The sequence below is a fragment of the Streptoverticillium olivoreticuli subsp. olivoreticuli genome (assembly GCF_003391135.1).
Lineage (GTDB): Bacteria > Actinomycetota > Actinomycetes > Streptomycetales > Streptomycetaceae > Streptomyces > Streptomyces blastmyceticus.
The window spans coordinates 2,970,904-2,997,335 of record NZ_CP031455.1 but is presented as its reverse complement, the minus strand read 5'-3'; the positions used below and the strand labels follow the sequence as shown (position 1 = coordinate 2,997,335).

At 72.7% G+C, this 26,432-nt stretch carries 28 protein-coding genes; 18 read left to right on the top strand and 10 right to left on the bottom strand.

Going from position 1 to position 26,432, the window contains the following annotated elements:
- Positions 1-54 precede the first annotated feature (54 nt).
- The 3 genes from DXZ73_RS12665 (at position 55) to DXZ73_RS12655 (ending at position 3,723) form a co-directional block, all read left to right on the top strand.
- Positions 55-744 (top strand): class II aldolase/adducin family protein, encoded by a 690-nt coding sequence (locus DXZ73_RS12665; protein ID WP_205519160.1) that lies wholly within the window; start codon positions 55-57, stop codon positions 742-744.
- Positions 745-1,047: 303 nt separating this feature from the next.
- On the top strand, positions 1,048-2,172 hold the full coding sequence (locus DXZ73_RS12660; RefSeq protein ID WP_116211095.1) for an alpha/beta hydrolase: 1,125 nt from the start codon (positions 1,048-1,050) through the stop codon (positions 2,170-2,172).
- A 111-nt stretch (positions 2,173-2,283) separates the two neighbouring features.
- The gene (locus tag DXZ73_RS12655; RefSeq protein WP_116211094.1) at positions 2,284-3,723 is read left to right on the top strand and encodes a hypothetical protein; all 1,440 of its coding nucleotides are present in this window, start codon (positions 2,284-2,286) and stop codon (positions 3,721-3,723) included.
- Positions 3,724-3,971: 248 nt separating this feature from the next.
- Here DXZ73_RS12655 and ypfJ read toward each other — a convergent pair whose 3' ends face one another.
- Positions 3,972-4,859 carry a KPN_02809 family neutral zinc metallopeptidase gene (ypfJ, locus tag DXZ73_RS12650; protein ID WP_116211093.1) on the bottom strand — a complete coding sequence of 296 codons (888 nt, stop codon included), beginning with the start codon at positions 4,857-4,859 and terminating at the stop codon, positions 3,972-3,974.
- Positions 4,860-5,143: 284 nt separating this feature from the next.
- On the opposite strand from ypfJ, the gene DXZ73_RS12645 reads away from it, so the two are divergent.
- The 3 genes from DXZ73_RS12645 (at position 5,144) to DXZ73_RS12635 (ending at position 8,296) form a co-directional block, all read left to right on the top strand.
- Complete coding sequence (locus DXZ73_RS12645; RefSeq protein ID WP_116211092.1) at positions 5,144-6,742, top strand: ABC-F family ATP-binding cassette domain-containing protein; 1,599 nt, start codon at positions 5,144-5,146, stop codon at positions 6,740-6,742.
- Between the two features lie 410 nt (positions 6,743-7,152).
- Positions 7,153-7,374, top strand: a complete 222-nt coding sequence (locus DXZ73_RS12640; protein ID WP_030366669.1) for a helix-turn-helix domain-containing protein — start codon at positions 7,153-7,155, stop codon at positions 7,372-7,374.
- A 130-nt stretch (positions 7,375-7,504) separates the two neighbouring features.
- Positions 7,505-8,296: an enoyl-CoA hydratase/isomerase family protein gene (locus tag DXZ73_RS12635; RefSeq protein WP_116211091.1), complete on the top strand. Its 792-nt coding sequence runs from the start codon at positions 7,505-7,507 to the stop codon at positions 8,294-8,296.
- Between the two features lie 34 nt (positions 8,297-8,330).
- Here DXZ73_RS12635 and DXZ73_RS12630 read toward each other — a convergent pair whose 3' ends face one another.
- Positions 8,331-9,101: a hypothetical protein gene (locus tag DXZ73_RS12630; RefSeq protein ID WP_116211090.1), complete on the bottom strand. Its 771-nt coding sequence runs from the start codon at positions 9,099-9,101 to the stop codon at positions 8,331-8,333.
- Positions 9,102-9,201: 100 nt separating this feature from the next.
- On the bottom strand, positions 9,202-9,912 hold the full coding sequence (locus DXZ73_RS12625) for a nucleopolyhedrovirus P10 family protein (RefSeq protein ID WP_116215582.1): 711 nt from the start codon (positions 9,910-9,912) through the stop codon (positions 9,202-9,204).
- A 197-nt stretch (positions 9,913-10,109) separates the two neighbouring features.
- Between DXZ73_RS12625 and DXZ73_RS12620 the strand changes: the two genes are divergently transcribed.
- The 5 genes from DXZ73_RS12620 to amaP are packed head-to-tail and all read left to right on the top strand — an operon-like array spanning position 10,110 to position 12,359.
- Complete coding sequence (locus tag DXZ73_RS12620; RefSeq protein ID WP_116211089.1) at positions 10,110-10,532, top strand: Asp23/Gls24 family envelope stress response protein; 423 nt, start codon at positions 10,110-10,112, stop codon at positions 10,530-10,532.
- Between the two features lie 10 nt (positions 10,533-10,542).
- Positions 10,543-10,734, top strand: a complete 192-nt coding sequence (locus DXZ73_RS12615) for a hypothetical protein (RefSeq protein ID WP_116211088.1) — start codon at positions 10,543-10,545, stop codon at positions 10,732-10,734.
- Positions 10,731-11,138, top strand: coding sequence for an Asp23/Gls24 family envelope stress response protein (locus DXZ73_RS12610; protein WP_240351326.1), 408 nt, complete (start codon positions 10,731-10,733; stop codon positions 11,136-11,138). Before DXZ73_RS12615 ends, DXZ73_RS12610 begins: the two co-directional genes overlap by 4 nt.
- Positions 11,135-11,755, top strand: a complete 621-nt coding sequence (locus DXZ73_RS12605; protein WP_425315829.1) for a DUF6286 domain-containing protein — start codon at positions 11,135-11,137, stop codon at positions 11,753-11,755. The genes DXZ73_RS12610 and DXZ73_RS12605 overlap by 4 nt, the downstream gene beginning before the upstream one ends.
- 7 nt (positions 11,756-11,762) lie before the next feature.
- Positions 11,763-12,359 (top strand): alkaline shock response membrane anchor protein AmaP, encoded by a 597-nt coding sequence (gene amaP / locus DXZ73_RS12600; RefSeq protein WP_116211087.1) that lies wholly within the window; start codon positions 11,763-11,765, stop codon positions 12,357-12,359.
- Between the two features lie 280 nt (positions 12,360-12,639).
- On the opposite strand, the gene DXZ73_RS12595 is transcribed toward amaP, so the two are convergent.
- From DXZ73_RS12595 to DXZ73_RS12585, 3 genes are all read right to left on the bottom strand, one after another.
- Entirely contained in the window at positions 12,640-13,389 is a 750-nt protein-coding gene (locus tag DXZ73_RS12595) for an SDR family oxidoreductase (RefSeq protein ID WP_116211086.1), read from the bottom strand.
- Positions 13,390-13,473: 84 nt separating this feature from the next.
- Complete coding sequence (locus tag DXZ73_RS12590) at positions 13,474-14,301, bottom strand: SURF1 family protein (protein ID WP_116211085.1); 828 nt, start codon at positions 14,299-14,301, stop codon at positions 13,474-13,476.
- 46 nt (positions 14,302-14,347) lie between these two features.
- A complete protein-coding gene (locus DXZ73_RS12585) occupies positions 14,348-15,340 on the bottom strand; it encodes a DEDDh family exonuclease (protein WP_116215580.1) in 993 nt (330 codons plus the stop codon).
- Between the two features lie 312 nt (positions 15,341-15,652).
- On the opposite strand from DXZ73_RS12585, the gene DXZ73_RS12580 reads away from it, so the two are divergent.
- The 3 genes from DXZ73_RS12580 to DXZ73_RS12570 are packed head-to-tail and all read left to right on the top strand — an operon-like array spanning position 15,653 to position 18,321.
- Positions 15,653-16,552, top strand: a complete 900-nt coding sequence (locus DXZ73_RS12580; protein WP_116211084.1) for a sterol desaturase family protein — start codon at positions 15,653-15,655, stop codon at positions 16,550-16,552.
- Positions 16,549-17,229, top strand: coding sequence for a lysoplasmalogenase (locus tag DXZ73_RS12575; RefSeq protein WP_240351325.1), 681 nt, complete (start codon positions 16,549-16,551; stop codon positions 17,227-17,229). The genes DXZ73_RS12580 and DXZ73_RS12575 overlap by 4 nt, the downstream gene beginning before the upstream one ends.
- 33 nt (positions 17,230-17,262) lie before the next feature.
- The gene (locus tag DXZ73_RS12570; RefSeq protein WP_116211083.1) at positions 17,263-18,321 is read left to right on the top strand and encodes a zinc-dependent alcohol dehydrogenase family protein; all 1,059 of its coding nucleotides are present in this window, start codon (positions 17,263-17,265) and stop codon (positions 18,319-18,321) included.
- Positions 18,322-18,420: 99 nt separating this feature from the next.
- Here the strand turns inward: DXZ73_RS12570 and DXZ73_RS12565 are convergent, their stop codons facing one another.
- Positions 18,421-19,941, bottom strand: a complete 1,521-nt coding sequence (locus tag DXZ73_RS12565; RefSeq protein ID WP_116211082.1) for a S8 family peptidase — start codon at positions 19,939-19,941, stop codon at positions 18,421-18,423.
- Positions 19,942-20,463: 522 nt separating this feature from the next.
- Here DXZ73_RS12565 and DXZ73_RS39425 point away from each other — a divergent pair.
- The 3 genes from DXZ73_RS39425 (at position 20,464) to moaA (ending at position 23,593) form a co-directional block, all read left to right on the top strand.
- Complete coding sequence (locus DXZ73_RS39425; RefSeq protein WP_425315828.1) at positions 20,464-20,844, top strand: DUF485 domain-containing protein; 381 nt, start codon at positions 20,464-20,466, stop codon at positions 20,842-20,844.
- Positions 20,841-22,457, top strand: coding sequence for a solute symporter family protein (locus tag DXZ73_RS12550; protein WP_116211079.1), 1,617 nt, complete (start codon positions 20,841-20,843; stop codon positions 22,455-22,457). Before DXZ73_RS39425 ends, DXZ73_RS12550 begins: the two co-directional genes overlap by 4 nt.
- 146 nt (positions 22,458-22,603) lie before the next feature.
- Entirely contained in the window at positions 22,604-23,593 is a 990-nt protein-coding gene (gene moaA / locus DXZ73_RS12545; RefSeq protein ID WP_240351324.1) for a GTP 3',8-cyclase MoaA, read from the top strand.
- On the opposite strand, the gene DXZ73_RS12540 is transcribed toward moaA, so the two are convergent.
- A complete protein-coding gene (locus DXZ73_RS12540) occupies positions 23,576-23,800 on the bottom strand; it encodes a hypothetical protein (RefSeq protein ID WP_116211078.1) in 225 nt (74 codons plus the stop codon). The genes moaA and DXZ73_RS12540 overlap by 18 nt on opposite strands.
- Before the next feature lie 231 nt (positions 23,801-24,031).
- Complete coding sequence (locus DXZ73_RS12535) at positions 24,032-24,418, bottom strand: DUF3099 domain-containing protein (RefSeq protein WP_116211077.1); 387 nt, start codon at positions 24,416-24,418, stop codon at positions 24,032-24,034.
- A gap of 225 nt (positions 24,419-24,643) precedes the next feature.
- Here DXZ73_RS12535 and DXZ73_RS12530 point away from each other — a divergent pair, with 225 nt between their 5' ends.
- Positions 24,644-24,922 (top strand): GlsB/YeaQ/YmgE family stress response membrane protein, encoded by a 279-nt coding sequence (locus DXZ73_RS12530; protein WP_116211076.1) that lies wholly within the window; start codon positions 24,644-24,646, stop codon positions 24,920-24,922.
- A 60-nt stretch (positions 24,923-24,982) separates the two neighbouring features.
- Here DXZ73_RS12530 and tyrS read toward each other — a convergent pair whose 3' ends face one another.
- The gene (tyrS, locus tag DXZ73_RS12525) at positions 24,983-26,395 is read right to left on the bottom strand and encodes a tyrosine--tRNA ligase (RefSeq protein ID WP_116211075.1); all 1,413 of its coding nucleotides are present in this window, start codon (positions 26,393-26,395) and stop codon (positions 24,983-24,985) included.
- Positions 26,396-26,432: the final 37 nt, after the last annotated feature.

Genomic DNA, 26,432 nt, shown 5'->3' with positions numbered 1-26,432 from the left:
CGGAAGGTGAACTGGGTCGGACCGAGTGGTGACGCCAACCGGAGGCAGATGGCTATGCGGATATCGAACACAGCACACGACGACAAGGGCGGCACGGGCGGGGATGTCGGGCGGGCCTGGGCCGAGGTCGTGTCCACCGCCCGTCGCACCACCGCGGACGGGCTGGTGGTGGGCACCTCCGGCAACGTCTCCGCGAGGGTCGGCGATGTCGTTCTTGTCACTCCGAGCGGAGTCCCGTACGACCGGCTCGGCCCGAAGGACGCGGTCGGCGTCGACCTCGACGGCCGGCAGGTCCTCGGCGAGCTGACCCCCACCAGCGAGCTCCCCATGCACCTGGCCGTCTACCGCTCCACCGACGCGGCGGCCGTCGTCCACACCCACGCCGTCCACGCGACGGCCGTCGCGGGCCTGGTCGACGAGCTGCCGCTGGTCCACTACATGGCGGGGGCGCTCGGCGGGCCGGTACGGGTTGCCGACTACGCGCTGTACGGCACGGACGAACTCGCCCGGAACATGCTGCGGGCCCTGGAGGGGCGCACGGGGTGCCTCCTGCGGAACCACGGCACGGTCGTGTACGGGGCGAGCCTGGACCAGGCGTACGACCGGACCGCTCAGCTGGAGTGGATGTGCAGGGTGTGGCTGACGTCTGCGTCGGTGCCCGGCAGGGCTCCGGCCCTGCTGAGCCTCGACCAGCTCGCCGAGGCGACGCGAAAACTCAGCGGGTACGGCCAGCCGCGCGTGTAACGGCCCCGTGCTCGGGTGCGGCCCGGCGGGCTTGTTTCCCCAGCCCCGCCCCTTCCCGGCTGCATCCGATCTGCGGCTCCGCCGCGTGGGGGACTCCGCCCCAGACCCCGAAGCACGCTCCGCGCGCTGTCCTCAAACGCCGGACGGGCTGAATTCAGCCCGTCCGGCGATTGAGGACGCGGCCGCAGGCCGCTCCCGCCGCTGGGGGCACCTCCCAGCGGTAGCTGGGGGAGGCAACGGACCCGCACCCGGGAGCGTGCCCCCCCGCTGGCCAGAGCCTCACCCCGCGCCCACACTGAAGACGTGCACCCGGCGAGAGCGGCGGCCTTGGCCGCCACGACCGTACTCGGTGCCGGAGCGGCCGCCATAGCGGCCGGACGGTACGCCTCCGACGCTGCGCTCAAGCCCCCGCCCGGCCGCCCGCTGCCGGACGCGCCGGAGCTCACCGTCCACGCCGTCGGCAACGACACCGTCACCCTGACCCGCAGCGTCGAGGCGCAGCGCCCCGGTACGTACGGGCTGACCGCGCCCGGCCTGCACGCCGTCGTCGGGCCCGTCGCCGACGCCCCGCACCCCGCCGACTGCGTCGTGCGCCGGCTGGAGCGCGTGACGCACGGCGTGCTGGAGCCCGGCGTCCGCGTCCGGCTCACCCCGCAGGTGCACGTCGGCAACCCCCGCGACGCCCTCGGCCTCGACCACGCCGATGTCGAGGTGCCCGGGGAGCTCGGCCCGCTGCCCGCCTGGTTCGTCCCGGGCGACCGCGCCACGTGGGTGATCGCGGTGCACGGGCTCGGCACGACCCGCGAGCACCCCATGGTCGTCCTGCCGTTCCTGCACCGGCTGCGGCTGCCCGTCCTGGCCCTCGGCTACCGCGGCGACCCCGGCGCCCCCCGCCCACCGGAAGGCATCAGCCACTTCGGCGCCGCGGAATGGCGCGATATCGACGCCGCGATCCGCTACGCCGTCCGCTACGGCGCCCGCCGGATCGTCCTGCACGGCTGGTCCACGGGCGCCACCATGAGCCTCCTCGCGGCCCTCGACTCGGCGCTGTCGCCGCGCGTCGCGGGCGTCGTCATGGACTCGCCGGTGCTCGACTGGCAGGGCCTCGTCCGCACCTGCGCCGCTTGTCGCCGCACTCCGGCGGCGCTGCTTCCGCTTGCGGTCCGTGCCGCGGAGGGCCGGACGGGGCTGGGCGCCGACACCCTCTTCACCGCCACCGACCCCGCCCGGCTGACCGTGCCCGTGCTGCTCCTGCACGGCCCCGACGACACCCTCGCGCCCTGGGCGCACTCCCGCGAACTCGTCGCGCGGCGGCCGGAACTGATACATCTGCGCGCCGTCCGGCACGCCCCGCACGCCGCCATGTGGAACGCCAATCCGGCGGCCTACGAAGAGGCTCTCCGCCGCTTCCTCACGCCCCTGATGTGAGCGGTTCCACCGGCCGTTACCGGCCCTTTCCGAACGCCTTCCGGTGCTGGTCCGGGACCGGACAGCTGATTCCGATTGGGTTTTCGGAGCGTCAACGGCAAGACTGCTCCTGTGACGTCCCGTACTCCGCGCGACTCCCGGCTCAGACTGGTCCCCCGACAGCCGATCGCCGCTGCCCGCCGGGCCGTGGCGAACCGGGGTTCCCGCCCCGCGCCCCGCCCGCCCGCGGGCACTCCGGCACCGGCGGAACTCGCCCGGCAGGCGAGAGGCAGCCTCACCGGCGCGGTCCGCGTGGCCCGCTGGGCCGCCGACGAACGCGGCCGCGGCACGACCCTGCGCCCGGCCACGGCCGGGGGCCTCGCGGAGACGACGGCCGAGCGGGCCGCCGACGCCCTGCGGTTGACGGCCCGCCAGGTGCGCTCCGACTGGGACCGCGCCCGCCTCGCCGGGCTCATCGAGCTGCACGGCGACACCGCGCGCCCCGGCTGGCGCCTCCAGGCGTGGGACCGCGACGACGGCGCCGTGCTCCGTGGCTGGGTCGCCCTCTTCGACGCGTGGTCCCTCGCCCACCCGGTGCCCGCGGGCACGGACGCGACGATCGCCGCCGAGGTCGTCGAGGCCGCGCCGCAGCTGCTGTCCGTCATGCACCTCTCGGCCGGTCCCGTCTCCGTGGCGATGCTCCTCGACCTCCTCCAGCAGCGCGTGGCCGAGATCCGCGCCGAGCGCTGCGAGGTCCCCTACGACGGGCCGCGGCCGGCCGCCGAACCCGCCCCGCCCGTGCCCATGGACGGCGGCGACCCGCTCGCCGGGCTGCTCGACTGGGCGCTCGAGGGGCTCGCCGCCGTCGGCGCGCTCGTCATGCGGGACGGCGGCACGCCCGGCGTCGCCGTCGGCGACACCCGGGAAGCCCTCCTGACCCCGCTCGGCAACTGGGCGGTCTGGGTCAAGCTCGAACAGATCTGTGTGGCCGCGCAGAGCCCGGCCGGACACATCGAGCTGTCCGCCGAGGCCATGCTGCGCGGCTGCGCCGACCTCACCCCGGGCCCGGCCCGCGCCGAGTACCGCGCCTGGCTCGCCGCCCGGCCCACGCGCAGCGCCCTCAGCGAGCTCCTCGAGGCCGCGCGCGGCGACGACGCCCTCGTCCGGGGCCTGGCCTTCGAGGCCCTGCGCGCGGTGGGCGCGCCCGCCGAGCCCGCCGTGCGGGCGGCCGCCGAGGAACCGTGCCTGCGCCCGTACGCGCTGCTGTGGCTCGCCGAGCACGAGGGGCGGGACCCCGACCAGGCGGCGGAGGTCCTCACCCGCGAGGAGGCGACCTGGCTGTGGGTGGACACGGCCGCGGCCGTCGCCGACCACGGGGAGAGCCGGCTGCTGGTCCGCCATCTGGACTCGGCGGTGCAGGGGACGGTGCCGGGTCTGCTGGAGGAGGTACGGGCAGTGGGGCACCCCCGCACGGTCCAGGTCCTCGTCGCCCTGGCGGCGGCCCACCCGGACCCGGCACTGGCGAAGGCGATGCGCAGGGCGGCTTTCCAGGTCCACATGGGCGGGGCATAACCGGGGCTCTGCCCCGGTCCCCGCTCGGGTGCGGCCCGGTGTCTTGTTCCCCAGCCCCGCCCCTTCCCGAAACCGGGGAGACCCCAGGCCCCCGAAGTGGCCGCGCCGCTTGTCCTCAAACGCCGAACGGGCTGAAATCAGCCCGTCCGGCGTTTGAGGACACCGCGCGCCGGCGCGGTCGGGGTCCGGGGCGGAGCCCCGGGAACGGTGCGCAACCGGATCCGGTCAGCCGAGCGGCTAGCGAGCGGCTAGCGGAACGTGTCGCAGCGCCCCACATCGCCCGTGCTGTACCCCGTCGTGAACCACTGCTGACGCTGCGCCGCCGAGCCGTGTGTCCAGCTCTCCGGAGTGACCCGGCCCTGGAACTTCTCCTGGATGCGGTCGTCGCCGACCGCGGCCGCCGCGGAGAGGCCGTCGTCGATGTCCGCCTTCGTCAGCTGGGTGAGCAGCGGGCGGCCGGTGGACTTCTCGGGCGTCGAGGTGGCGTGCTTGGCCCAGACCCCGGCGTAGCAGTCGGCCTGGAGCTCGACCTTGACGGAGTTGCTCCCGGCGCCGGTCTGCCGGTCCTGGGCGCGGCCGAGCGTGCCCATCAGGTTCTGGATGTGGTGCCCGTACTCGTGCGCGACGACGTACGCCTGGGCGAAGGGCCCGCCACTGGCCCCGAACTTGCTGTGCAGCTCGTTGAAGAAGCCCAGGTCGAGATAGACCTTGCGGTCGCCGGGGCAGTAGAACGGGCCGACCTCCGAGGTCGCGGGCCCGCAGGCGGTATTGGTCCGCGCGGTGAAGAAGACGGTCGACGCCGGGGTGTAGGTGCGCGAGCGGCGGGCGAACTCCTGGGTCCAGAAGGACTGGGCGCTGTTGACCACGGCGACGATCCGGCAGTCCTCCTTGGTGTTGGCGTCGCGCCCGGTGCGGCAGTGCTGCGAGACCTGCTCCCCGGTGCTCGCGCTCGCCGACGGCGCGGGTCCGGAGGTCAGGCCGAGCTCCTGCGGGCCGATGCCGAAGAACAGCCCGAGCACCAGGGCGATCAGCCCCACGATCCCGCCGCCGATGGTCACGCCGCCGCCCGGGATCCGGCTGCCCCGGGAGTCCTGCACCTGGGACGTGTCCAGGTCCGCGTCGTCGTCGAACTGCATGCACCCACCGCCTCTCACCCCGAGTATCGATGCGCGGCCCGCCGTGTGCCCGCGGCCGTCGCGCCCATGCCTACCCCCACGGGCCGCGGAACCGCCACGGGCGCACCGGGAAACCGGCTTGCGCGCCCCCGTTAGACTGGTCCGTATGGCATTCCTCCTCGTGCATTAGACGGCGCCGGTCCCCATCCGTCGCCCGCCCCCGCGCATGACCGCGCGGGTGAGCCGCGCGCGGGTGTGTTCACCCCCGTCCCCACCGCCGTCCATCCCGCTCAGGAGTAATTCCCGTGATCACCGCCTCCGGCATCGAGCTGCGCGCCGGCGCCCGCGTCCTCATCGAGTCCGCTTCCTTCCGCATCGCCCGCGGTGACCGCATCGGTCTGGTCGGCCGCAACGGCGCGGGCAAGACCACCCTCACCAAGTGCCTCGCGGGCGAGGGCATGCCCGCCGGTGGCACCATCACCCGCTCGGGTGAGGTCGGCTACCTCCCGCAGGACCCCCGCACCGGCGACCTCGACGTCCTGGCCCGCGACCGGATCCTCTCCGCCCGCGGCCTCGACTCCGTCCTGCGCAAGATGCGGGAGAACGAGGAGCGCATGGCCAACGGCCAGGGGGCCACGCGCGAGAAGGCGATGAAGAAGTACGAGCGCCTGGAGACGGAGTTCCTCACCAAGGGCGGCTACGCCGCCGAGGCCGAGGCCGCGACCATCGCCGCCAGCCTCGGCCTGCCCGACCGGATCCTCGCCCAGCCGCTGCACACCCTCTCCGGTGGTCAGCGCCGCCGCGTGGAGCTGGCCCGGATCCTCTTCTCCGACGCCGACATCCTGCTCCTGGACGAGCCGACCAACCACCTCGACGCCGACTCGATCGCCTGGCTGCGGGACTACCTCAAGACCTACCGCGGCGGCTTCATCGTGATCTCCCACGACGTCGACCTGGTCGAGACGGTCGTCAACAAGGTCTTCTACCTGGACGCCAACCGCTCCCAGATCGACGTCTACAACATGGGCTGGAAGCTCTACCAGCAGCAGCGCGAGGCCGACGAGAAGCGCCGCAAGCGCGAGCGGCAGAACGCCGAGAAGAAGGCCGCGGCCCTCAACTCGCAGGCCGACAAGATGCGCGCCAAGGCCACCAAGACCGTGGCCGCGCAGAACATGGCCAAGCGCGCCGAGAAGCTGCTCTCGGGCCTGGAGGCGGTGCGCGCCTCCGACAAGGTCGCCAAGCTCCGCTTCCCGGAGCCCGCGCCCTGCGGCAAGACCCCGCTCACCGCCGAGGGCCTGTCGAAGTCCTACGGCTCGCTGGAGATCTTCACCGACGTCGACCTGGCCATCGACAAGGGCTCGCGCGTGGTCATCCTGGGCCTCAACGGCGCGGGCAAGACCACGCTGCTGCGGCTGCTCGCCGGCGCCGAGAAGGCCGACACCGGCCAGGTCACCCCCGGCCACGGCCTCAAGCTCGGCTACTACGCCCAGGAGCACGAGACGCTCGACCCGGACCGCACGGTCCTGGAGAACATGCGTTCCTCCGCCCCCGACCTCGACCTCGTCGAGGTCCGCAAGACGCTGGGCTCGTTCCTCTTCTCCGGCGACGACGTCGACAAGCCCGCCGGGGTGCTCTCCGGTGGCGAGAAGACCCGTCTGGCCCTGGCCACCCTGGTCGTCTCCTCCGCCAACGTCCTCCTGCTGGACGAGCCCACCAACAACCTCGACCCGGCCAGCCGCGAGGAGATCCTGGGCGCGCTGCGCACCTACAAGGGCGCCGTGGTCCTGGTGACGCACGACGAGGGCGCGGTGGACGCGCTGGAGCCGGAGCGGATCATCCTGCTCCCGGACGGCGTCGAGGACCTCTGGGGCCCGGACTACGCCGACCTCGTCGCCCTCGCCTGACCCCGCGGCCCCCGCCCGGCCGGGGCTCGGGCAGCCGCCCCGGCGGGCGCTTGATCGGCGTCCGCTCGGCGTTCGATCAGTGCTGTCCCGATCATTCGGCCGACAGGTGATCCATCATCTGAGTGAGTACGGCTCGTACCGCGGTGCCGTCGAGCGCTCCGGCGCACGCCCAGTGCCGTGCGCCGGGGTGTTCGCACCATGGGGTGCCGGTGCCCCACCTGACCTGCCCCTTCACCCCGCCACCCGTACGGCCGTACGAGCGGGACTCTTCGGAATCGCCTGCTCCAGGCCCCGGCACCGCCCGAAATCGCGGAAACCTCATCTCATGGACCTTGTCGAATGGGTGGCCAGGAGGCCGCCAAGGGGTGATCATGAGAGTCAAGAGGCGCATCTCCCATGAGGAGGCACGGGTGGCCGAGACTCTGAAGAAGGGCAGCCGGGTAACCGGCGCCGCGCGCGAAAAGCTCGCGGCAGACCTGAAGAAGAAGTACGACTCCGGTGCGAGCATCAGGGCGCTGGCCGAAGAGACCGGCCGCTCCTACGGCTTCGTCCACCGGATGCTCAGCGAATCCGGCGTGATCCTTCGCGGTCGCGGCGGAGCGACGCGCGGCAAGAAGGCCGCCTCGGCCTGACGCCACGCATCCCAAGGGCACCGTCGGTGTGGGCAGTGCCACCCGGTCGGTCGAGCAGTCGACCGGGTGGTTACTGTGCAGTCAACATAGCGCGAACTCCTGCGCGACTGCTGCCGATTCGGAGGCCCCGATGACCGCCCCCAAGACTCTGCTCGACCAGGACGGCATACAGCTCACCGTGGATGACGCGGTGGCCACCGTCACCCTCACCAACCCCGCCAAGCGCAACGCTCAGTCGCCCGCGCTGTGGCGGGGGCTGGCCGAGGCCGGACGGCTGCTGCCGGGCAGCGTGCGGGTCGTGCTGCTGCGCGCGGAAGGCAAGTCCTTCTCCGCGGGCCTCGACCGGCAGGCCTTCACCCCCGAGGGCTTCGAGGGCGAGCCGTCCTTCATCGATCTCGCCCGCGGTACCGACGAGGCACTCGACGCCGAGATCGCCACCTACCAGGAGGCATTCACCTGGTGGCGGCGGAACGACATCGTCTCCGTCGCCGCCGTGCAGGGCCACGCCATCGGCGCGGGCTTCCAGCTCGCCCTCGCCTGCGACCTGCGGGTCTGCGCGGACGACGTGCAGTTCGCGATGCGCGAGACCAGCCTGGGCCTGGTTCCCGACCTCACCGGCACCCATCCGCTGCTGTCGCTGGTCGGCTACGCCCGCACCCTGGAGATCTGCGCCACCGGCCGCTTCGTCCACGCCGAGGAGGCCGAGCGCACGGGCCTCGCCAACCTGGTCGTCCCGGCGGCCGAGCTCGACGCCGCCGCCTCGGACCTGGTCGCGGCCCTCCTGGCCGCTCCCCGTGACGCCGTCGTCGAGACCAAGGCCCTGCTGCGCGACGCCGCGGGCCGCACGTACGAGGCGCAGCGCGCCGCCGAGCGCCAGGCCCAGGCCCGCCGGCTGCGGGACCTCGCCGGGCTGGGGGAGTGAGCGCGGGCGCGCGGGGGCGCAGGCTCCCGCGCGCTCAGCCCCGTATGCGGACGCCGTGGCGCGTGCGCAGGTAGTGCAGCTCCCAGCAGGAGACCGCCGTGACCGACAGCGGCCCGCCGAGGAACGCGGCGATCTTCACCAGCACCGGGCCGTTCGGCAGCCCGTCGCCCAGCGACACGAAGTTGAGCACCCAGACCAGCACCACGGTCAGCACCGCCGGGAGAGCCGCGTGCACATCGGCGGTGTTGAAGGCGTACCGCGCCGCCGCACCGGAGGAGAAGAACAGGAACGCCACCATCCACAGCAGCACCGGCAGCAGCACCAGCGGCAGTGCGCTCCCGACCATCATCCCCACGGTCCCGCCGAGCACCGACCCCACGGAGCTGCCCTGGGCGGCCGCATAGAGGCAGGCCATGGAGGCGGCCACCGCGCCCACGTACCAGCCGACGGCCTTCAGCGGATGGCGCAGCCGGGACCGCAGCAGCCGACGGTGCTCCGCCGGGGCGTACCGGATGAAGCCCAGGATCACGAGCGGCCCCACCAGGATGAGGATCAGCGGGGCCATGAAGAGCTTGCCGACCCCGTCCTTGAAGACCCCGCTCCAGCCGCCGTCTATGCCGTACGTCCAGATCAGCAGGAACGAAGCGACCGCGCCGCCGATGGCGCGCCACTTCTGCACACTGTCTATCGTCGGGTCCATGACACGCCCGGGGCCGGAAGCGGTGAAGATCGAATCGGCCTTGGCGCGCGCGGACCGGAGGAACGCGCCGAGGCATCCACCACGGCGGCTCAGCACGTCGGGCATCTGCGGCGGCGGTGGAACCCGCGGCCCCCACTGCGGCTGATTCGGATGCGGCCGTCTTCGGGCCATCGGTGCCCCCCCTTGATCAACAACGCGGGGCAGTTTACCGATGGAGATCCGCGTCGAAGACCCCCGTGATCACCGCGGCCACCGTCACCGGCCCGGCCGTGCGCCCCGCCAGCACCCCGGCCACAGCCGTCCGTACCTCCCGCACGGTCTCCAGGACAGCGCGCCGGTCCGTCACGGCGAACTGCACCTGCGCGTGCGTGCCGTCATCGATCCGCACCGCCTGCCCGAACAGCGGCAGCGGACCCACCACTCCCGGCACGGAGCACACGGCCCGGACGATCTCCGCGTCCCCCTCGGAAGCGGTGGCCGCGCCCACGTCGTCCGTACGGGACGCGTCGGCCGTCAGGCTCTCCAGCAGCGCCGTGGCCCGTAGGTCGACCGCCTCGACCGCCACCCCCAGCACCCCCGAAGCCGCCGCCGACACGGCGGTGCGCAAGCCGTCCGCGACCACCGGCAGCGGCCGGGCCGGCGTGGCGGCGAAGTCCGCTTCCACGCGCAGCGGCCCCACCGGCAGGGCGCTCGGCGGGGCCGGCACGGCGGGCGGGGCGGCCGTCGCGGGGTCGGCGAGGGAGATCCGGAGCCTGCCGAGGCGGGCGTCCGGCACCGCCGCTGCCGCCGCCCGGCGCAGCACACCCGCCACCGCGGACTCCACGATCCAGGCGCCCTCCGCGGCGCCGCCGAGCGGCAGCAGCCTGCCGAATCCGAGTTGCCGACGCACCGCCTGTGCCCATCGGTCCGCGACCACCGTCACCCCTCAGCCGTCAGGTGGGACATCGGTTCCAGCCTGCCGTACGCGGGGGCGCCGGGGCATACGACTCACTCGGGCGGCGGCCGCGGCCCGCGCTTCCGCGGATGTCCCGAGCGGGGCGGGTGCACCGCGCCTAAGGTGGCAAAAGGAAGCCGTAGACGTGATGTCCTCCCTTGGGAGAGAGGCGATCGACGATGACCGAGAGCGCATCGAAGGAGCCACTGGGCGCACCGGCCGACCGGGGCCGTACGACCATCGCCGACGGCGTCGTGGAGAAGATCGCCGGACTCGCGGCCCGTGACGTCGTCGGCGTCCACGCGATGGGCAGCGGCCTCGCGCGCACCTTCGGCGCCGTGCGGGACCGGGTGCCGGGCGGTACGAAGTCCGTCGGCCGGGGGGTGAAGGCGGAGGTCGGCGAGGTCCAGACCGCGCTCGATCTGGAGATCGTCGTGGATTACGGGGTCGCCATCGCGGATGTCGCCCGCGCCGTGCGGGAAAACGTCATCACGGCGGTGGAACGCATGACCGGCCTGGAGGTCGTCGAGGTCAACATCGCCGTGAGCGACGTCAAGCTGCCCGATGAGGAAGACGACGAGCCGGAGCCGAGGCTCCAGTAAGGAGCGCACGATGAGCATGGCCATGGTGGGCATGATCGCCGGCATGGCGCTCGCCTTCGCCGGGTACTTCGGTGGGTTCGGAGCGTTTCTGCTGGTGGCGGCCCTGGGCGCGATCGGCTTCGTGGTGGGCCGCTTCCTGGACGGCGACCTGGATCCCGGCGACCTCTTCCGCTCGCGGGAGCGGGACGACCGGCGGCGGTGACGGGCACGTGGAGCGGGCGAGGGGTGCGGGAAGGGCGCGTGGTGGAAGCTGCTGAGCGCGGTGCGACCCATATCGCCGACCGCGTCGTCGCGAAGATCGCTTCGCAGGCGGCGCGCGAGGCGCTGAACGGCACGGAGCCGGGGGCGGGCGGACGGCACCCGGGAGGGGAGGGCCGCACACCCCCGTACGCCACCGTCGCCGTGCACGAGGACTCCGCCCGCGTACGCGTCTCGGTGGAGCTCGGCTACCCCTCGGACATCGGCGCGCAGTGCGGTGCGGTACGCCGCCGGATCACCGAGCGCGTACGGGAGCTGGCGGGCATGGACGTGCCCGAGGTGGCCGTCACCGTCGAGCGGCTGCACTCGGCGCACACCCGGCGCGCGGGGCGGGAGAGGGTGCTGTGAGCGGGAACGGGCTCGACACCGGGGCGCGGGACGCCGCACCCGCGGTGGAGACCGCCGAGGTCCCGGACGACGCCGGCCGCCCCGGACGGTTCTGGTCCGCGCGGCGGCTGCCCGCCGCCCTGGTCGCCGCGGTGGTGCTGGGCACCGCCGGGATCTTCCTCTACGACGTGGCCGCCGTGCGCGCCCACCGGCCCGCCATGGGCTGGCGCCGACACCTCGCCCACGAACTGGCCACCCGCCACCTCGGCAACGCCTGGGTCGTCACCGGCGCGGCCGTCGCCGTGCTCGCCGGGCTCTGGCTGATCGTGCTCGCGGCCACGCCGGGGCTGCGCGGCGTGCTGCCGATGCGCCGCGGCACCCCCGGGGTGCGGGCCGGACTCGACCGCCGGGGGGCGGCGCTGGTGCTCCGGGACCGGGCGATGGAGGTCTCCGGCGTGCAGTCCGTACGCGTCGACGTCGGCCGCCACCGGATCCGGGCCCGGGCCGTCGCCCACTTCCGGGACCTGGACGACGTGCGCGACGATCTGGGCACCGCACTGGCCGACGGCGTACGGCAGTTGGGGCTCGCCCGGAGCCCCGGGCTCTCGGTGCACGTGCGACGCCCGGCGAAGAGGTGAACGCGCGGTGCTGAAGACAGTCAACCGGGTGCTGACGGGTCTGGCCGGGGCCGTGCTCGTCGCCCTCGGCGCCGCGGTGCTCGTCGGCGCGCTGGACCTGCGACGCCGCTGGAGCTTCTCCCTGCCGTCCGCCTGGCCCTTCGACGGGCCGCACGACGTGCTGCTCGACACGGCCTCCCGGCGCAAGTGGCGGGCGGAGGGCTGGTGGTGGCCCGCCGTGATCGCCGCGCTGGGCGCCGTGGTGCTGCTGTCCCTGTGGTGGCTGCTGGCCCAACTGCGCCGCCGCCGGCTGCGCGAGGTGCTCGTGGACAGCGGCGGGGGCGAGGGGGCGGTGCTGCGCGGCCGCGCGCTGGAAGAGGCGCTCTCCGCGGAGGCGGAATCCTTGCACGGCGTGGACCACGCGCTGGTCCTCCTGAGCGGCCGCCGCACGGCGCCGGAGGTAAACGCGTCCTTGACGCTGGCCCCCCACGCGTCTCCGTCGGCGGCGCTGGGCGCGCTGGAGGACGAGGTACTGGCGCATGCGCGTGTGTCGACGGGGTTGGCGCGCCTGCCGGCACGGGTGCGGCTGCGGGTGCGGCGTCATAGGGCTGAGCGGGTGGGTTGACCGTGGGCTCCGCCCCGGCCCCGTGCTCGGGTGCGGCCCGGCGGGTTTGTTTCCCCAGCCCCGCCCCTTCCCGTAACTGGGGCTCGTGCCCCAGACCCCGGGTGCGGGTCCGTTACCGCCTGCGGCGGGAGCGGCCTGCGGCCGCGTCCTCAATCGCCGGACGGGCTGATTTCAGCCCGTCCGGCGATTGAGGACAGCGCGCGAAGCGTGCTTCGGGGTCCGGGGCGGAGCCCCCCACGCGGAAACGGACCCGCACCGAGGCGAAAGGGGCAGCAGACTGCTAAGGAAGCGCGCCGCCGTCCACAGGAAGCATCACACCCGTCAGATACGACGCCGCCGGCGACAGCAGGAACGCCGCCGCCCTGCCGAACTCCCGCGGCGTGCCGTACCGCCGCAGTGGAATCGTCGCCTCGCTCTCCGTCCGTACCCGTGCCGCGTCACCCGAGAGCGCGTCGAGCTCGCGTACGCGGTCGGTGTCGATGCGGGCGGGGAGCAGGCCGACGACGCGGATGCCGCGCGGACCCACCTCCTGGGAGAGCGACTTCGCGAAGCCGGCCAGGCCCGGGCGGAGGCCGTTGGAGATGGTCAGGCCCGGGATCGGTTCGCGGGCCGAGCCGGAGAGTACGAAGCCGATCACGCCGCCGTCGGACAGCTCGGCCGCGGCCGTGCGGGCCGTGCGGACCGCGCCGAGGAAGACGGATTCGAAGGCCGCCCGCCACTGCTCGTCGGTGTTGTCCGCGGCGGTGCCGGGCGGCGGGCCGCCCACGCTGACGAGGATGCCGTCGAAGCGGCCGAAGCGCTCGCGCGCGGCGGCGATGAGCCGGCCGGCGGTCGCGGGGTCCGCGTTGTCCGCGGCGACACCGAGCGCCCGGGGGCCCAGTTCCCCGGCGGCGGCCGTCACGGACTTCTCGTCCCGCCCGGTGATCACCACCTGCGCGCCGTCGGCGACGAGTTCCCGCGCCGTGGCGTTGCCCAGGCCGCGGCTCGCGCCGGTGAGTACGTACACCCGGTCCTTCAGTCCAAGATCCATGCGCTCAGTCTGCCTTGCCCGCCGGGCGGACGTGGCTGAACGCCCGGGGAAATTCGACCAGTTGTCGCAGGGCCTTTGGGGCGGCTACTCCGCGGCGGGCGCGGTGCGGGCCACCTCGGGGTCCGGCCCGTCGGCGGCCTCCGCGGCCGGGGCCGCCTTGGCCGCCTCCGCGGCCCGGTCCCGGCGCTCGCGGCGGACCAGGATCACCCAGCCGCCGGGCACGAACGCGGCGAACAGCCACCACTGCACGGCATAGGCCATGTGCGGGCCGATGCTGTCGTGGTCGGGCTCGGGCACGAGCTGGGGGCCCTTGGTGCCCGGGTCGGGCGCGGTCAGCTCGACATAGCCGCCGAGCACCGGGCGGCCGAGGGCCTGCGCCCGGGTCTGGCTGTTGATGCGCATGACCTGGCGGGGCGGCAGGCCCTTGGTGTTCTTGATACCGCTGGAGTCCGTCTCGTCGGCCTTGAGGCGGCCCGTGACGGAGACCTTGCCGGACGGCGGCGCGGGCACCTCGGGGAACTTCGTCAGGTCGTCGCCCGCCGGGATCCAGCCGCGGTTGACGAGGACGGTCTGTCCGCCGTCCAGGACCAGCGGGGTGAGGACGTAGTAGCCCTGGCGCTGCCCGTCCTTGTCGGTCCGCTGCCGGACCACGACCTCGTCCTTGGTGTCGTACGTCCCGTGGGCCGTGACCTGCCGCCACACGTCGTCGCCCGGCACGGGCCGGCCGGGCTTCGTCAGCTCGGTGACGGGCACCGGCTCGGCGGTCAGGCTGCGGGCCACCAGGTCGTTGTGCGCGACCCGGTGCTCATGGCGGTGGAACTGCCAGAAGCCCAGTTTGATCATCACCGGGATGAGGACGAGCCCCACGAGCGTGAGGATCACCCACTGCCGGGACAGCAGGAAGCGGTACACGCATTTGACGGTACCTGGCGGGGTTCGCCCCCCGGGCATCGGGTGCTTACTTGGATTCCCGCGCCGGGACCACATGCAGGAGCAGCTGCATGAACGCCGCCTCGTCGATCACCGGGGTGCCGAAGGAACGCGCCTTGGCGGTCTTGGAGGTGGGGGAGCCGGGGTCGTTGGTCACCAGCAGGCTGGTGAGCCGGGACACGCTGGAGGCGATGTGCAGCCCCGTGTCGATGGCCCGGTCCTCCAGCAGCTCGCGGTCGACCGAGGTGTCGCCCGAGATCGCCACCCGCATGCCCTGAATGAGCTGTTCGCCCTCTTTGTACCTGCCGGGGTTGGGGTACGGGCACGCCGGGCGCTTACGGCTCGCCCGCCAGGTCGTGGCGCGGTACGACGGCTGGTAGCCGATGCCCGCGGAGCGCGTGGGGGCGGGCGCGTCGGACCACTCGGTCAGCGGCTGGCAGGCCAGCAGCGGCAGCCGCAGCCCGGCCTCGGCGGCGAGCCGCAGGCTGGGCCGGAACGCCTCCGCCAGCACCCGGGCGTCGTCCAGGGCGTGGTGGGCGCGCTGCTGCACGACGCCGTAGTGCGCGGCGAGCGACTCCAGCTTGTGGTTGGGCAGCGGCAGCCCCAGCTCCTTGGAGAGCGCGATCGTGCACAGGCGCTGCCGCACGGGGGCGGTGACATTCGCGCGCGCGTACTCCCGGGCGAGCATCGACCAGTCGAAAGCGGCGTTGTGCGCGACGAGCACCCGCCCGTCCAGCCGCTTCGCCAGATCGTCGGCGATCTCCGGGAAGAGCGGAGCATCGGCCAGGACTTCGGTGGTGAGCCCGTGGATCCACACCGGCCCGGGATCACGCTGGGGGTTGACCAGGGTGTACCACTGATCCTCCACCCGGCCGCGCGCGTCCAGCTGATAGACGGCGGCCGACACTATCCGGTCGTCACGGGCGAGCCCGGTGGTCTCCACGTCGACGACCGCATACCCCTCGGGATACGCGGCCGGCCACGGGGTCGGCGATTCGTCGGCGGCACGGTCTACGAGCATGGTCACAGAGAATACGGGGCCGCACTGACACCGGGGGTGGAGTGGGGCGGGAATGGGGCGGGTTGGGAGGAGCGGGGGTGATTTGGGTCACTCGAAAAGGGGGCGGGTGCGGAGGCGGTTTGAGGGGAACGGGTTCGCGTCTCGGGCGGAGGCGTCGCCGTGGACGGTGATGACGGGACGGTCGGGACGGGCGGGCGTGGCGGCCCGATCGGACCCGTCGCCCCGCGCGTGGGAACTCCCGGTAACACCAACCGGTAACCCGTCGGTAACAACCCCTAGCGCCCCACCCGGCGGCGCGCCTATCGTGCGGCCATGCCGCACCTTCCCGATGTCGAGCTGTGGTCCGTTCCCGCCTTCCTCCTGCTCACCGCGCTGGAGTTGGTGAGCTATCGGCTGCACCCGGCCGAGGAGAGCGGTGCCGCGGGCTACGAGGGCAAGGACGCGGCCACCAGCCTCGGCATGGGTCTCGGCAGCCTCGCCTTCGACGCCCTGTGGAAGATCCCGATCGTCGCCGTCTACACCGCGGTCCACGAACTCACCCCGCTGCGCGTGCCCGTGCTCTGGTGGACGCTGCCGCTGATGCTGCTCGTCCAGGACTTCTTCTACTACTGGTCCCACCGCGGCCACCACGTCGTCCGGATCCTCTGGGCGTGCCACGTGGTGCACCACTCCAGCCGGAAGTTCAACCTCACCACCGCGCTGCGCCAGCCGTGGACCACGCTCACCGTGTGGCCGTTCTACGTGCCGATGATCGCGCTGGGGGTGCACCCGGCGGCGGTGGCGTTCTGCGCGTCGGCCAACCTGGTCTATCAGTTCTGGGTGCACACCGAGCGCGTACGGAAGCTGCCCCGGCCCTTGGAGTACGTCCTCAACACCGCGTCCCACCACCGGGTGCACCACGCGTCCCAGGGCGGCTATCTGGACCGCAACTTCGGCGGCATCCTGATCATTTGGGACCGGATCTTCGGCTCGTTCGTGCCGGAGACGGAGCGTCCGGTCTACGGGCTGACCAAGAACATCGACACCTACAACCCCTTGCGCGTGGCCACCCACGAGTACGCGGCCATCCTCCGCGACCTGCGGGCGGCGCGGAGCTGGCGGGAGCGGGCCGGGCGGGTGTTCCGCGGGCCGGGCTGGCAGCCGGGGCCGCCACCGCGGGCGCCGGAGCGGCCGGCCGAGGCACCTGCCCCCGCCCGAGAGCGGGCCGCGTGACCGGCGGCCGTACCGCCCGCGCGCTCCGGGCCGCCTTCCTCGCCGTCGCCGTCACCCACCTCTGCGCGCTGCTCGCGGGTTCGGGCGTCGCGCCCCTCACCAAGCCCGCGCTGATGCCGCTCCTCGCGGCGTCCGTACTCGCGCGCGGCGGGCCGCGACTGCTCGCCGTGGCGCTGCTGTTCGGCTGCGGCGGTGACACCCTGCTGGGCGTCGGCGGGGACACCGTCTTCCTGCTCGGCATGGCCTCCTTCGCCGCCGGGCACGTCTGCTACCTCGCGCTCTGCGCCCGGCACGGCAGCGCGCCGGGCAGGCGGACGTACGCTCTCGCCGGCGCGTACGCCGCCGCCTGGCTCGGCACCGTGGCGCTGTTGTGGCCCGACCTGGAGGCGCGGCTGCGGATCCCCGTCGCGCTCTACAGCCTGCTGCTGACCGCGATGGCGCTCGGCGCGACCCGCGCCCGGGTGCCGGCCGCGGCGGGCGGGCTGCTGTTCCTGCTGTCGGACACCCTCATCGCCACCGGTCTCGCCGACTGGCCGCAGGCGCCGGTGCCCCAGTTCTGGGTCATGCTGACGTATCTCGGGGCGCAGTACCTGCTGGCGGAGGGGCTGCTCAGGGCGGTGCCCGCATCTGCGGCCCCGAAGGCCCCGGCGTACCGTGAGATCCGTACGACCTCCTGAGCATGACGGTTTGAGCAGGCAAGGAACAGCACCATGCGCGCGACCACCATCCACGCCCCCCACGACATCCGGATCGAGGACGTCCCGGACCCCCGGATCCAGCGGCCGGGCGACGCCATCGTGCGGGTGATGCGGGCCTGCATCTGCGGCAGCGACCTGTGGGCCTACCGGGGCGAGGCGGCCCGGGAGCCCGGGCAGCGCATAGGCCACGAGTTCCTCGGCATGGTCATGGAGACCGGCTCCGAGGTGACCGGGCTCAAGCCGGGAGAGCTCGTCCTCGCGCCCTTCATGTGGTCGGACGGCGTGTGCGACTACTGCGTCGAGGGGCTGACCACCTCCTGCGAACACGGCGGCTTCTGGGGCGAGCCGGGCTCCGACGGCGGCCAGGGCGAGGCCGTCCGTGTGCCGTTCGCCGACGCCACGCTGGTGCGGATCCCCGCCGGGCTGGCCCCCGACACCCCGTACGGCGACAGCCGGCTGCTGGACGCGGTGCTCACCCTCTCCGACGTGATGGGCACGGGTCACCACGCGGCGCTGGGCGCGGGCGTACGGCCCGGGGCCACGGTCGCCGTGGTCGGTGACGGCGCGGTCGGCCTGTGCGCGGTGCTGGCCGCCAAGCGGCTCGGCGCGGAGCGGATCATCGCCCTCGGCCGGCACGAGGCGCGCACCGCCATCGCCGGTAAGTTCGGCGCCACCGACGTGGTCGCGGAGCGCGGCGAGGCGGCGGTCGCCGCGGTGCGGGAACTGACGCGCGGCCAGGGCGCGCACGCCGTGATCGAGGCGGTCGGCACGGAGCAGTCCATGCGGACGGCGCTGGGCATCACCCGGGCCGGCGGCGCCGTCGGCTACGTAGGCGTCCCGCACGGCAGCGGCAGCGGGCTGGACCTGCGGCTGATGTTCGACAACAACATCGCCGTCCGCGGCGGCGTCGCACCCGTCCGCACCTACATCCCCGAGCTGCTCCCGGACGTCCTGGACGGCACGATCGACCCGTCACCGGTCTTCGACCTGACGGTGGACCTGGACGGCGTCCCGGACGGCTACCGGGCGATGGAGGACCGGACGGCTCTGAAGGTCCTGATCAAGCCGTGACGCCGCCCGCTGCGGGATGAGCGCGAACGCCGGACGGGCTGAATTCGGCCCGTCCGGCGTTCGAGGACAAGCGGCGCAGCCGCTTCGGGGGCCGGGGAATCAGTCCTGGACCGCGGCGAGCGCGTCGACGATGCCGTAGCCGTAGAAGCCGTTCACCTGCGGTGTACCCGCGCACGCCACCTCGTCCTTGCCGCAACCAGGATTGTGCGCCTGCGCCTTGAGGATCCACTGGATCTCCTGCGGCGTCGACCTGGGGTGCGTGCTCTTCAGGAGCGCCACCACACCCGCCACGTGCGGGCCGGCCATCGACGTGCCCTGGAGGAAGCCGTAGTCGCCGCCGGGCAGCGTGGAGAGGATGCGGCCGTCCTTGCCGGGCAGGTCGGGCAGCTGGAACTTGTCACCGCCGGGGGCCGCCACGTCGATCTGGCCCAGGCCGTAGTTGGAGTAGTACGACTTCGCCGACTTGGCACCGGTCGCGGCGACCGTGATCACACCGGGGAGCTGCGCGGGGACGTCGAGGCAGACCGACGGGTCGATCTTGCGGGTCAGCGGCGGCTTGGTGTCGTTGGGGCTGGACGCGTCGGTGATCTCCTTGGCGGCCAGGTCGAAGTTGGAGTTGCCCGCCGAGGCGACGTTGACCGTGCCCTTGCTCTCGGCGTACTTCGTGGCGCGGCCGATGGACTCGGCTATGGCCTTCTGGTCCGGGTCGTCCGTGCAGTTGAACATCCACGGGTCGACGTAATAGCTGTTGTTCGTCACCGCGATGTCGTGCTCGGCGGCGAAGACGAAGGCGCAGACGACGCTCTCCGCGTAGAAGGAACTGGTCTTCGGCTGGGAGACCTTGATGGCGGAGACCTTGACGTTCGGTGCGACACCGGCCACGCCGATGCCGTTGCGGGCGGCGGCTATCGTGCCCGCCACGTGCGTGCCGTGGTAGTCCTTCGCCGGGTCGAAGGGGCGCCAGGAGCCGGCGCTGGTGTCGGCCTTGCCGCTGACGCAGCTCGCGGACTGGCTCCTGGAGAAGTTCGGGGCGAGGTCGGGGTGGGTGTCGTCCACGCCGGTGTCGATGACCCCGACGGTGATCTTCCGGCTGCCGCCGTTGACCTTCGCCGCCTGGTCGGCCTTGATGGCGGGCAGATCCCACTGGAGGCTCTCCAGGGGCTCCTTGCCGGAGGCGAGCGAGCGCGAGGCGCTCAGGGCGCTGCTCTTCGGCGGCTTCACCTTCTCGGGCGGGCCGACGTCGGTGGTGGCGGCCGGGACGATGGGCGCGGTGCGGGTGGCGCCCGCCGACTGCACGCCCGGCACCGCGCGCAGCGCCGCGGCGAAGCCCGGGTTCGTGGAGTGGGCGACGATCACGCCTATTCGCTCGTAGGAGGTCAGCACGCTGCCCCCGGCCGCGGTGACGGCCTTGCTCACCCGGGCGACGGTGGCCCGGTCGGCGGTGGTGTTGACGACGTACGACAGCAGGGGCCCGCCCGTGGTGACGGGGGCCTTCGCCGACGGCGCGCCCTGCGGGGCGGCCGACGCCGCGCCGGGCAGGAAGCCGAGCGAGGCGGTGAGGGCGAGCCCGACGGGGACGGCCAACAAGGAGTGGCGACGTCTGGAACGCAGATGAGCCATGGGTTCTCCACATCATCCGAAAACCGCCGGGCGCCTTGCCGCGCACGGACGGGTACATGACGAGTGAAGCTAGCGCCGATCTTCGCGCCGGGCAATGAATCTCCGGCACAAAGCTCGGACAAGGCCGCAAACCGACGCCATATGACGGTGCGTCAAGAAGGTGGCGGCAGGCTCGGGTCGCGCAACCCGTCGATGCTCAGCGGGGGCAGTGGCACCCGCGGTCCGTACCAGCGGCCCGCTCCCGGGATCGCGGCCGGCCGCCCGGTCGACACCGCCGCTATGGGTGCCGTCAACCTGACGATCCCGAACGGTCGTCGACCGGGGGACGGCGGGGGAGGGGGTGGCGCATCGCTCACACCAGGGTCAACGAGGGTGCGGGCGGCCGGTGTCGCACCACGCGCCCGCTCTCCCCGAAATCGCGGTCCGCCCCCCTGTCGCATACTGCGACCTGCCTCTACGATGCGTGATCCGGATCACAGGTCAACGGCTCGCGTCCTCGTATCACCCCCGTCAGGAGAGACAGTGGATACCGCACCGACCACCGCGCAGGAACCGGACGAGCCGGGCAGCCCCGACCTCGCCGTCTCCTCCGCCGAACCCGACCGCTACACCGAGATGCAGGCGAGCGCCGAATTCGGCGAACTGCGCCGCGCCCAGCGCTCGTTCGCCTTCCCGCTGACCGTCGCCTTCATCGCCTGGTACCTGCTCTACGTGCTGCTCTCCAACTACGCGGGCGGCTTCATGGGAACCGAGGTCGTCGGCAACATCAACATCGCCTTCGTCTTCGGCCTCGCCCAGTTCCTCACGACCTTCCTGATCGCCTGGTGGTACTCCCGGCACGCCGCCGCCGAGCTCGACCCCCGGTCCGAGGCCCTGCGCACCCGACTGGAGGCCGGGGAATGACCCACATCCTCGCCGCGGGCGCGGCCAGCGACCACCGCACCCTGATCATCACGCTCTTCTCCGTCTTCGTCGCGGCCACCCTCGGGATCACCATCTGGGCCGGCCGGCAGACCAAGGACGCCACCGACTTCTACGCGGGCGGTCGCTCCTTCACCGGCTTCCAGAACGGCCTGGCCATCTCCGGTGACTACATGTCCGCAGCGTCCTTCCTCGGCATCGCCGGCGCCATCTCCCTCTTCGGCTACGACGGCTTCCTCTACTCCATCGGCTTCCTCGTCGCCTGGCTGGTCGCCCTGCTCCTGGTCGCCGAACCGCTGCGCAACTCCGGCCGCTTCACCATGGCCGACGTGCTCGCCCACCGGCTCAAGCAGCGGCCCGTACGCACCGCGGCGGGCACCTCCACCATCGTCGTCTCGATCTTCTACCTGCTCGCCCAGATGGTCGGCGCGGGCGCCCTGGTCGCCCTGCTCCTCGGCGCCACCGGCGAGGGCTCGCGCCGCTGGATCATCGGCCTCGTCGGCCTGGTCATGGTGCTGTACGTGACCATCGGCGGCATGAAGGGCACCACCTGGGTGCAGATCGTCAAGGCGGTCATGCTCATCGCGGGCACCCTGCTGATCACCGTCCTCGTGCTCAACAAGGTCGGCTGGAACGTCTCCACGCTCCTCGGCCGCGCCGCCGAGGCCAGCGGCAAGGGCAAGGCCTTCCTCGAACCCGGCCTGCAGTACGGCAAGGACGGCACCTCCAAGCTGAACTTCATCTCCCTCGGCCTCGCCCTCGTCCTCGGCACCGCGGGGCTCCCGCACATCCTGATCCGCTTCTACACCGTGCCCACCGCCAAGGCCGCCCGGAAGTCCGTCAACTGGGCCATCGGCATCATCGGCGCCTTCTACCTGATGACCATCGCGCTGGGCTTCGGCGCCGCGGCCCTGGTCGGCCCCAAGGCGATCATCGCCTCCAACGAGTCCGGCAACACCGCGGCCCCGCTGCTCGCCCAGGAGGTCGGCGGCGGCGCCGGCTCCACCGGCGGCGCGGTGCTCCTCGCCGTCATCTCCGCGGTCGCCTTCGCGACCATCCTCGCCGTGGTCGCGGGCCTCACCCTCGCCTCCTCGGCGTCCTTCGCCCACGACCTGTGGGCCAACGTCATCCGCAAGGGCCGCACGAGCGAGAAGGAGGAGATCCTCACCGCCAAGTGCGCCGCCGTCGTCATCGGCGCGATCTCCATCGTCCTCGGCATCTTCGCCCACCGCCTCAACGCGGCCGCCCTGGTCGCCCTGGCCTTCGCGGTCGCCGCCTCCGCCAACCTCCCCACGATCCTCTACAGCCTCTTCTGGAAGCGCTTCACCACCCAGGGCGCCCTGTGGTCGATCTACGGCGGGCTGGTCTCCTCGGTCACCCTGGTGATCATCTCCCCGGTGGTCTCCGGCAACCCCAAGGCGCTCTTCCCCGGCATGAGCTTCGACTACTTCCCGCTCGGCAACCCCGGCCTCGTCTCCATCCCGCTCGGCTTCCTGCTGGGCTGGCTGGGCTCGCTGCTGTCCAAGGAGCAGCCGGACCCGCGGAAGTACGCCGAGCTGGAGGTCCGCGCCCTCACCGGCCACGGGGCGCACTGACCGCCCGGCCCGCCCGACGGCCCCTCGTCCCGGCAGGGACCGTACGCCTGTCCCGCGTTCAACGAACTGTTGAACGTCAGGGGCATCGCGTACGCTGCGGAACACCGAACGAATCACCGTTCCAGTCCGCAGGAGGGGCCGTAACCGTGCTCATCGACACCTACGGTCGCGCCGCAACCGACCTGCGCGTCTCCCTCACCGACCGCTGCAACCTCCGCTGCACCTACTGCATGCCCGAAGAGGGCCTCCAGTGGCTCGCCAAGCCCGACCTCCTCACCGACGACGAGATCGTCCGCCTGGTGCGGATAGCCGTCACGGCACTGGGTGTCACCGAGGTCCGCTTCACCGGCGGCGAGCCCCTGCTGCGGCCCGGCCTCGTCTCCATCGTCGAGCGCTGCGCGGCCCTCCTGCCGCGCCCGAGGCTGTCCCTCACCACCAACGGCATCGGCCTGGAGCGCACCGCCCACGCCCTCGCGGCCGCCGGGCTCGACCGCGTCAACGTCTCCCTCGACACCCTGCGCCCCGACGTCTTCCACACCCTGACCCGGCGCAAGCGCCACCAGGACGTCCTCGACGGCCTCGCGGCCGCCCGGGCCGCCGGCCTCACGCCCGTGAAGGTCAACGCCGTCCTGATGCCCGGCCTCAACGCCGACGAGGCCCCCGACCTCCTCGCCTGGGCCGTCGGGAACGACTATGAGCTGCGCTTCATCGAGCAGATGCCCCTTGACGCCCAACACGGCTGGAAACGCGACGGGATGATCACCGCGGAGGACATCCTCGCGAGCCTCCGCACACGCTTCCGCCTCACCCCGGAGGGCGGCGACGAGCGCGGCTCCGCACCCGCCGAGCGCTGGCTCGTCGACGGCGGGCCCGCCCGCGTCGGAGTGATCGCCTCCGTGACCCGCCCCTTCTGCGCCGCCTGCGACCGCACCCGGCTCACCGCCGACGGGCAGATCCGCACCTGCCTGTTCGCGCGCGAGGAGTCGGACCTGCGGGGCGTGCTGCGCTCGGGCGCCCCGGACGAGGAGATAGCCGACTTCTGGCGGCGGGCGACGTGGGGCAAGAAGGCCGGCTCGGGCCTGGACGACCCCGCCTTCCTCCAGCCCCGGCGCCCGATGTCAGCGATCGGCGGCTGACTCCCACTCCTCGAGGGTCACCACGTCCTTGAGGAAGCCGCGCAGATCAAGGAAGTTGGACAGGTGCTCGCGGTGCTCGTCGCACGCGAGCCACGTCTTGCGGCGATCGGGCGTGTGCAGCTTGGGGTTGTTCCACGCCAGCACCCACACGGCGGCGGCGCGGCAGCCCTTGGCGGAGCAGATCACAGCGGTATCGGGGGAGTTCACACCCCAGACTCTACGACCACCGGCACGGCCCCGGGCCACGCGGACACGGCGACGCCGGGCAGCCACGGGGGGAGCCGCCCGGCGTCGGTCTGTCGCTCCGACGGGGGATGCGGAGCGCTTAGGAAGTATGTCACGGGGTGACCGGCGAGCGGCACTGAAACCACATGATTGATCTGAGGTTTTCTTGAGCTTGGCAGCGCGCGCACCGGCCCGCGCGCCCACTCCCGCACATCAGTTGTGGTCACGCGCCTGATCGCCGGAAGGCGGCCGGCCGTCGCCGCGGCCCGCTTCCGCCGAGGGTTCCGCCGGGTGCACCGCCGGGCCGGGCATCAGCACCGGCCGGGTCGGCGCGGGGACGAACGTGCCGGGCAGCGAAGGGGCGTTCTCCCGGCCCGCGTTGGCGATCACGACGGCGACATAGGGGAGCAGCGCGCCCAGGACCAGCGTGCCGATGGCCACATAGCGCTCGACGTTCCACAGCACCACGGTCAGCACCACCGAGAGGGTGCGGACGAGCATCGAGAAGACGTACCGCCGCTGGCGGCCGCGCACGTCCTCGGCCAGACCTCGTCGGGCCCCGGTGATCCTGACGACCTCCGGCCCGCCCAGCTTCCGCATCACGTTCCACCACCCGCTCGCCGCCGGGACACGCCATTCGTCCAGGACGTATTCAACGTTACGCCGCCCCCGGCCCGCGTACGAGACCGGGGGCGGCGCACAGGCCCCCGCCCCGACCTGCATCTCTCTCATGCACCCGGCGTAGGCGCCGGTCCGAAGTGCGCCGTACCGCGAGCGGCCCCAGAATGGCGGGGCACGCCATATCGCGCCGCATGAGGAGGCGACATGAGCTGGTTGTGGGCCATCATCGTCGGTCTGGTGCTGGGCCTGATCGCCAAGGCGATCCTGCCGGGCAAGCAGCAGATCCCCCTCTGGCTGACGATCATCTTCGGCATGATCGGCAGCGTCCTCGGCAACTGGGCGGCCACGGGCCTCGGCATCAACGACACCAAGGGCATCGACTGGGGCCGCCATCTGCTCCAGCTGGCCGGCGCGGTGCTGGTGGTCGGCGTCGGCGACCGCTTGTGGGTGGCGATGCGGGGAGGGAAGAAGACCCGCGCGTGAAAAACGCCGGACGGGCCGAGCGAGTCGGCCCGTCCGGCGTCCGAGGACCGGGAACCCCGGTTACAGGCCGCGGATCTCGGCGACCTTGCGGCCGGCCTTGAGGTACACACCGGACGCGGAAACCGCCGCCTTGGCCAAGGTCTCCGCGACCACCTCGCCCAGCGGGCGGATCGCGTCGGCCTCGGGAAGCACGACGGCCTCCTGCCCCTCACCGTGCTCGACGATCAGACGCAGACCGTTCTGCTTCGCCACCCGCCGCGCCGCGGAAGCGCTCGGCTGGAAGCCCAGCACCTGGCTGAGCACGGCCGTCACCGCCTCGGAACCGTGCTCCGCGAGCTCCACCACCGGCAGGCTCTCGACGTCAGTGAAGCTCTTCTTCGAGAACTGCGCGATGAAGCCGGCGCGCGCCGCCATCGCCGCCTCGACCCCGTACAGCGCGGTCACGACCTCGCCCGCCAGGACCTTCTTGAGGTCCATCGGGTGCAGGGAGCGCTCCGCCACACGGGCCAGGACGAGCGCGATCTCCTCGTCCGTCCACTCGGTCCACGCCTTGAGGTACGGCTCCATCAGCCGGTCCGGCACCGACATGATCTTGCCGAAGACGTCGTCTGCGGGCGCGGACATCGCGACGTAGTTGTTCTTGGACTTGGACATCTTCGCGCCCGTGCCGTCCGTGCCCTCGATCAGCGGCATGGTGACGACGAGCTGCGGCTTCTGGCCCTTCAGCTCCATGAGCCTGCGGCCCATCTGCAGGTTGAGCAGCTGGTCGGCGCCGCCCAGCTCCACATCGCACTCCAGGGCCACGGAGTCCAGGCCCTGCGCGATCGGGTAGAGCATCTCCGTCATCGTCAGGCCGGAGCCCGAGGAGAGGCGGGTGCGGAAGTCCTCGCGCTGGAGCAGCTGCGAGACCGGCACGTGCGCCAGCAGGGCCAGCAGCTCCGGGAAGGTGTACGGCGCCAGCCACTCGCTGTTCTGCCGGAAGCTGACCTTCTCGAAGTCGAAGAACGGCCGCACCTGCTCGCGGTAGCCCGCCAGGTTCTTCGCGATGTCCTCGTCGGTGAGCGGCGGGCGCTCCGCCGTACGGCCCGTCGGGTCGCCGATCTTGGCGGTGAAGTCGCCGATGAGCAGCGTGACGTCATGGCCCATGCGCTGGAAGCGGCTGAGGATGATCACCGGCACGGCGTGCCCGAGGTGCACGTCGCTGCCGGTCGGGTCGATGCCCAGCTTGATGCTCAGGCCCTTGCCCGCGGCCCGGCGCTCGTCGATGCGCGCGGCGAGCTTGTCCACGCCCGGCAGCACCTCGACCGTGCGGGCCGCGATCAGCTCGGCCTGCTCCTTCGCCGACAGATCCGTCAGGTCGAGATAGCGCCGCGAGCCCGTCTCCGTGAGCAGCCGCTGGACGGTCTGGTCGGAGGAGAGGTCCTGCGCGAGGAGCTCGCTGGCGCGGGCGACGGATTCGCCGAGGCGTGTCATGACGTTCCTGGGGATCGAGAGGGCGGATGAAGGAAGG

Coding starts and splice junctions, on each gene's coding strand:
- DXZ73_RS12665 (WP_205519160.1), top strand. CDS start 55: ATGCGGATATCGAACACAGCACACGACGACAAGGGCGGCACGGGCGGG.
- DXZ73_RS12620 (WP_116211089.1), top strand. CDS start 10,110: ATGACCGAGAGCGCATCGAAGGAGCCACTGGGCGCACCGGCCGACCGG.
- tyrS (WP_116211075.1), bottom strand. CDS start 26,395: ATGACACGCCTCGGCGAATCCGTCGCCCGCGCCAGCGAGCTCCTCGCG.
- DXZ73_RS12630 (WP_116211090.1), bottom strand. CDS start 9,101: ATGCCCGACGTGCTGAGCCGCCGTGGTGGATGCCTCGGCGCGTTCCTC.
- DXZ73_RS12615 (WP_116211088.1), top strand. CDS start 10,543: ATGAGCATGGCCATGGTGGGCATGATCGCCGGCATGGCGCTCGCCTTC.
- DXZ73_RS12530 (WP_116211076.1), top strand. CDS start 24,644: ATGAGCTGGTTGTGGGCCATCATCGTCGGTCTGGTGCTGGGCCTGATC.
- DXZ73_RS12535 (WP_116211077.1), bottom strand. CDS start 24,418: ATGCGGAAGCTGGGCGGGCCGGAGGTCGTCAGGATCACCGGGGCCCGA.
- DXZ73_RS12565 (WP_116211082.1), bottom strand. CDS start 19,941: ATGGCTCATCTGCGTTCCAGACGTCGCCACTCCTTGTTGGCCGTCCCC.
- DXZ73_RS12585 (WP_116215580.1), bottom strand. CDS start 15,340: ATGCTCGTAGACCGTGCCGCCGACGAATCGCCGACCCCGTGGCCGGCC.
- DXZ73_RS12570 (WP_116211083.1), top strand. CDS start 17,263: ATGCGCGCGACCACCATCCACGCCCCCCACGACATCCGGATCGAGGAC.
- DXZ73_RS12635 (WP_116211091.1), top strand. CDS start 7,505: ATGACCGCCCCCAAGACTCTGCTCGACCAGGACGGCATACAGCTCACC.
- DXZ73_RS12550 (WP_116211079.1), top strand. CDS start 20,841: ATGACCCACATCCTCGCCGCGGGCGCGGCCAGCGACCACCGCACCCTG.
- ypfJ (WP_116211093.1), bottom strand. CDS start 4,859: ATGCAGTTCGACGACGACGCGGACCTGGACACGTCCCAGGTGCAGGAC.
- DXZ73_RS12580 (WP_116211084.1), top strand. CDS start 15,653: ATGCCGCACCTTCCCGATGTCGAGCTGTGGTCCGTTCCCGCCTTCCTC.
- DXZ73_RS12595 (WP_116211086.1), bottom strand. CDS start 13,389: ATGGATCTTGGACTGAAGGACCGGGTGTACGTACTCACCGGCGCGAGC.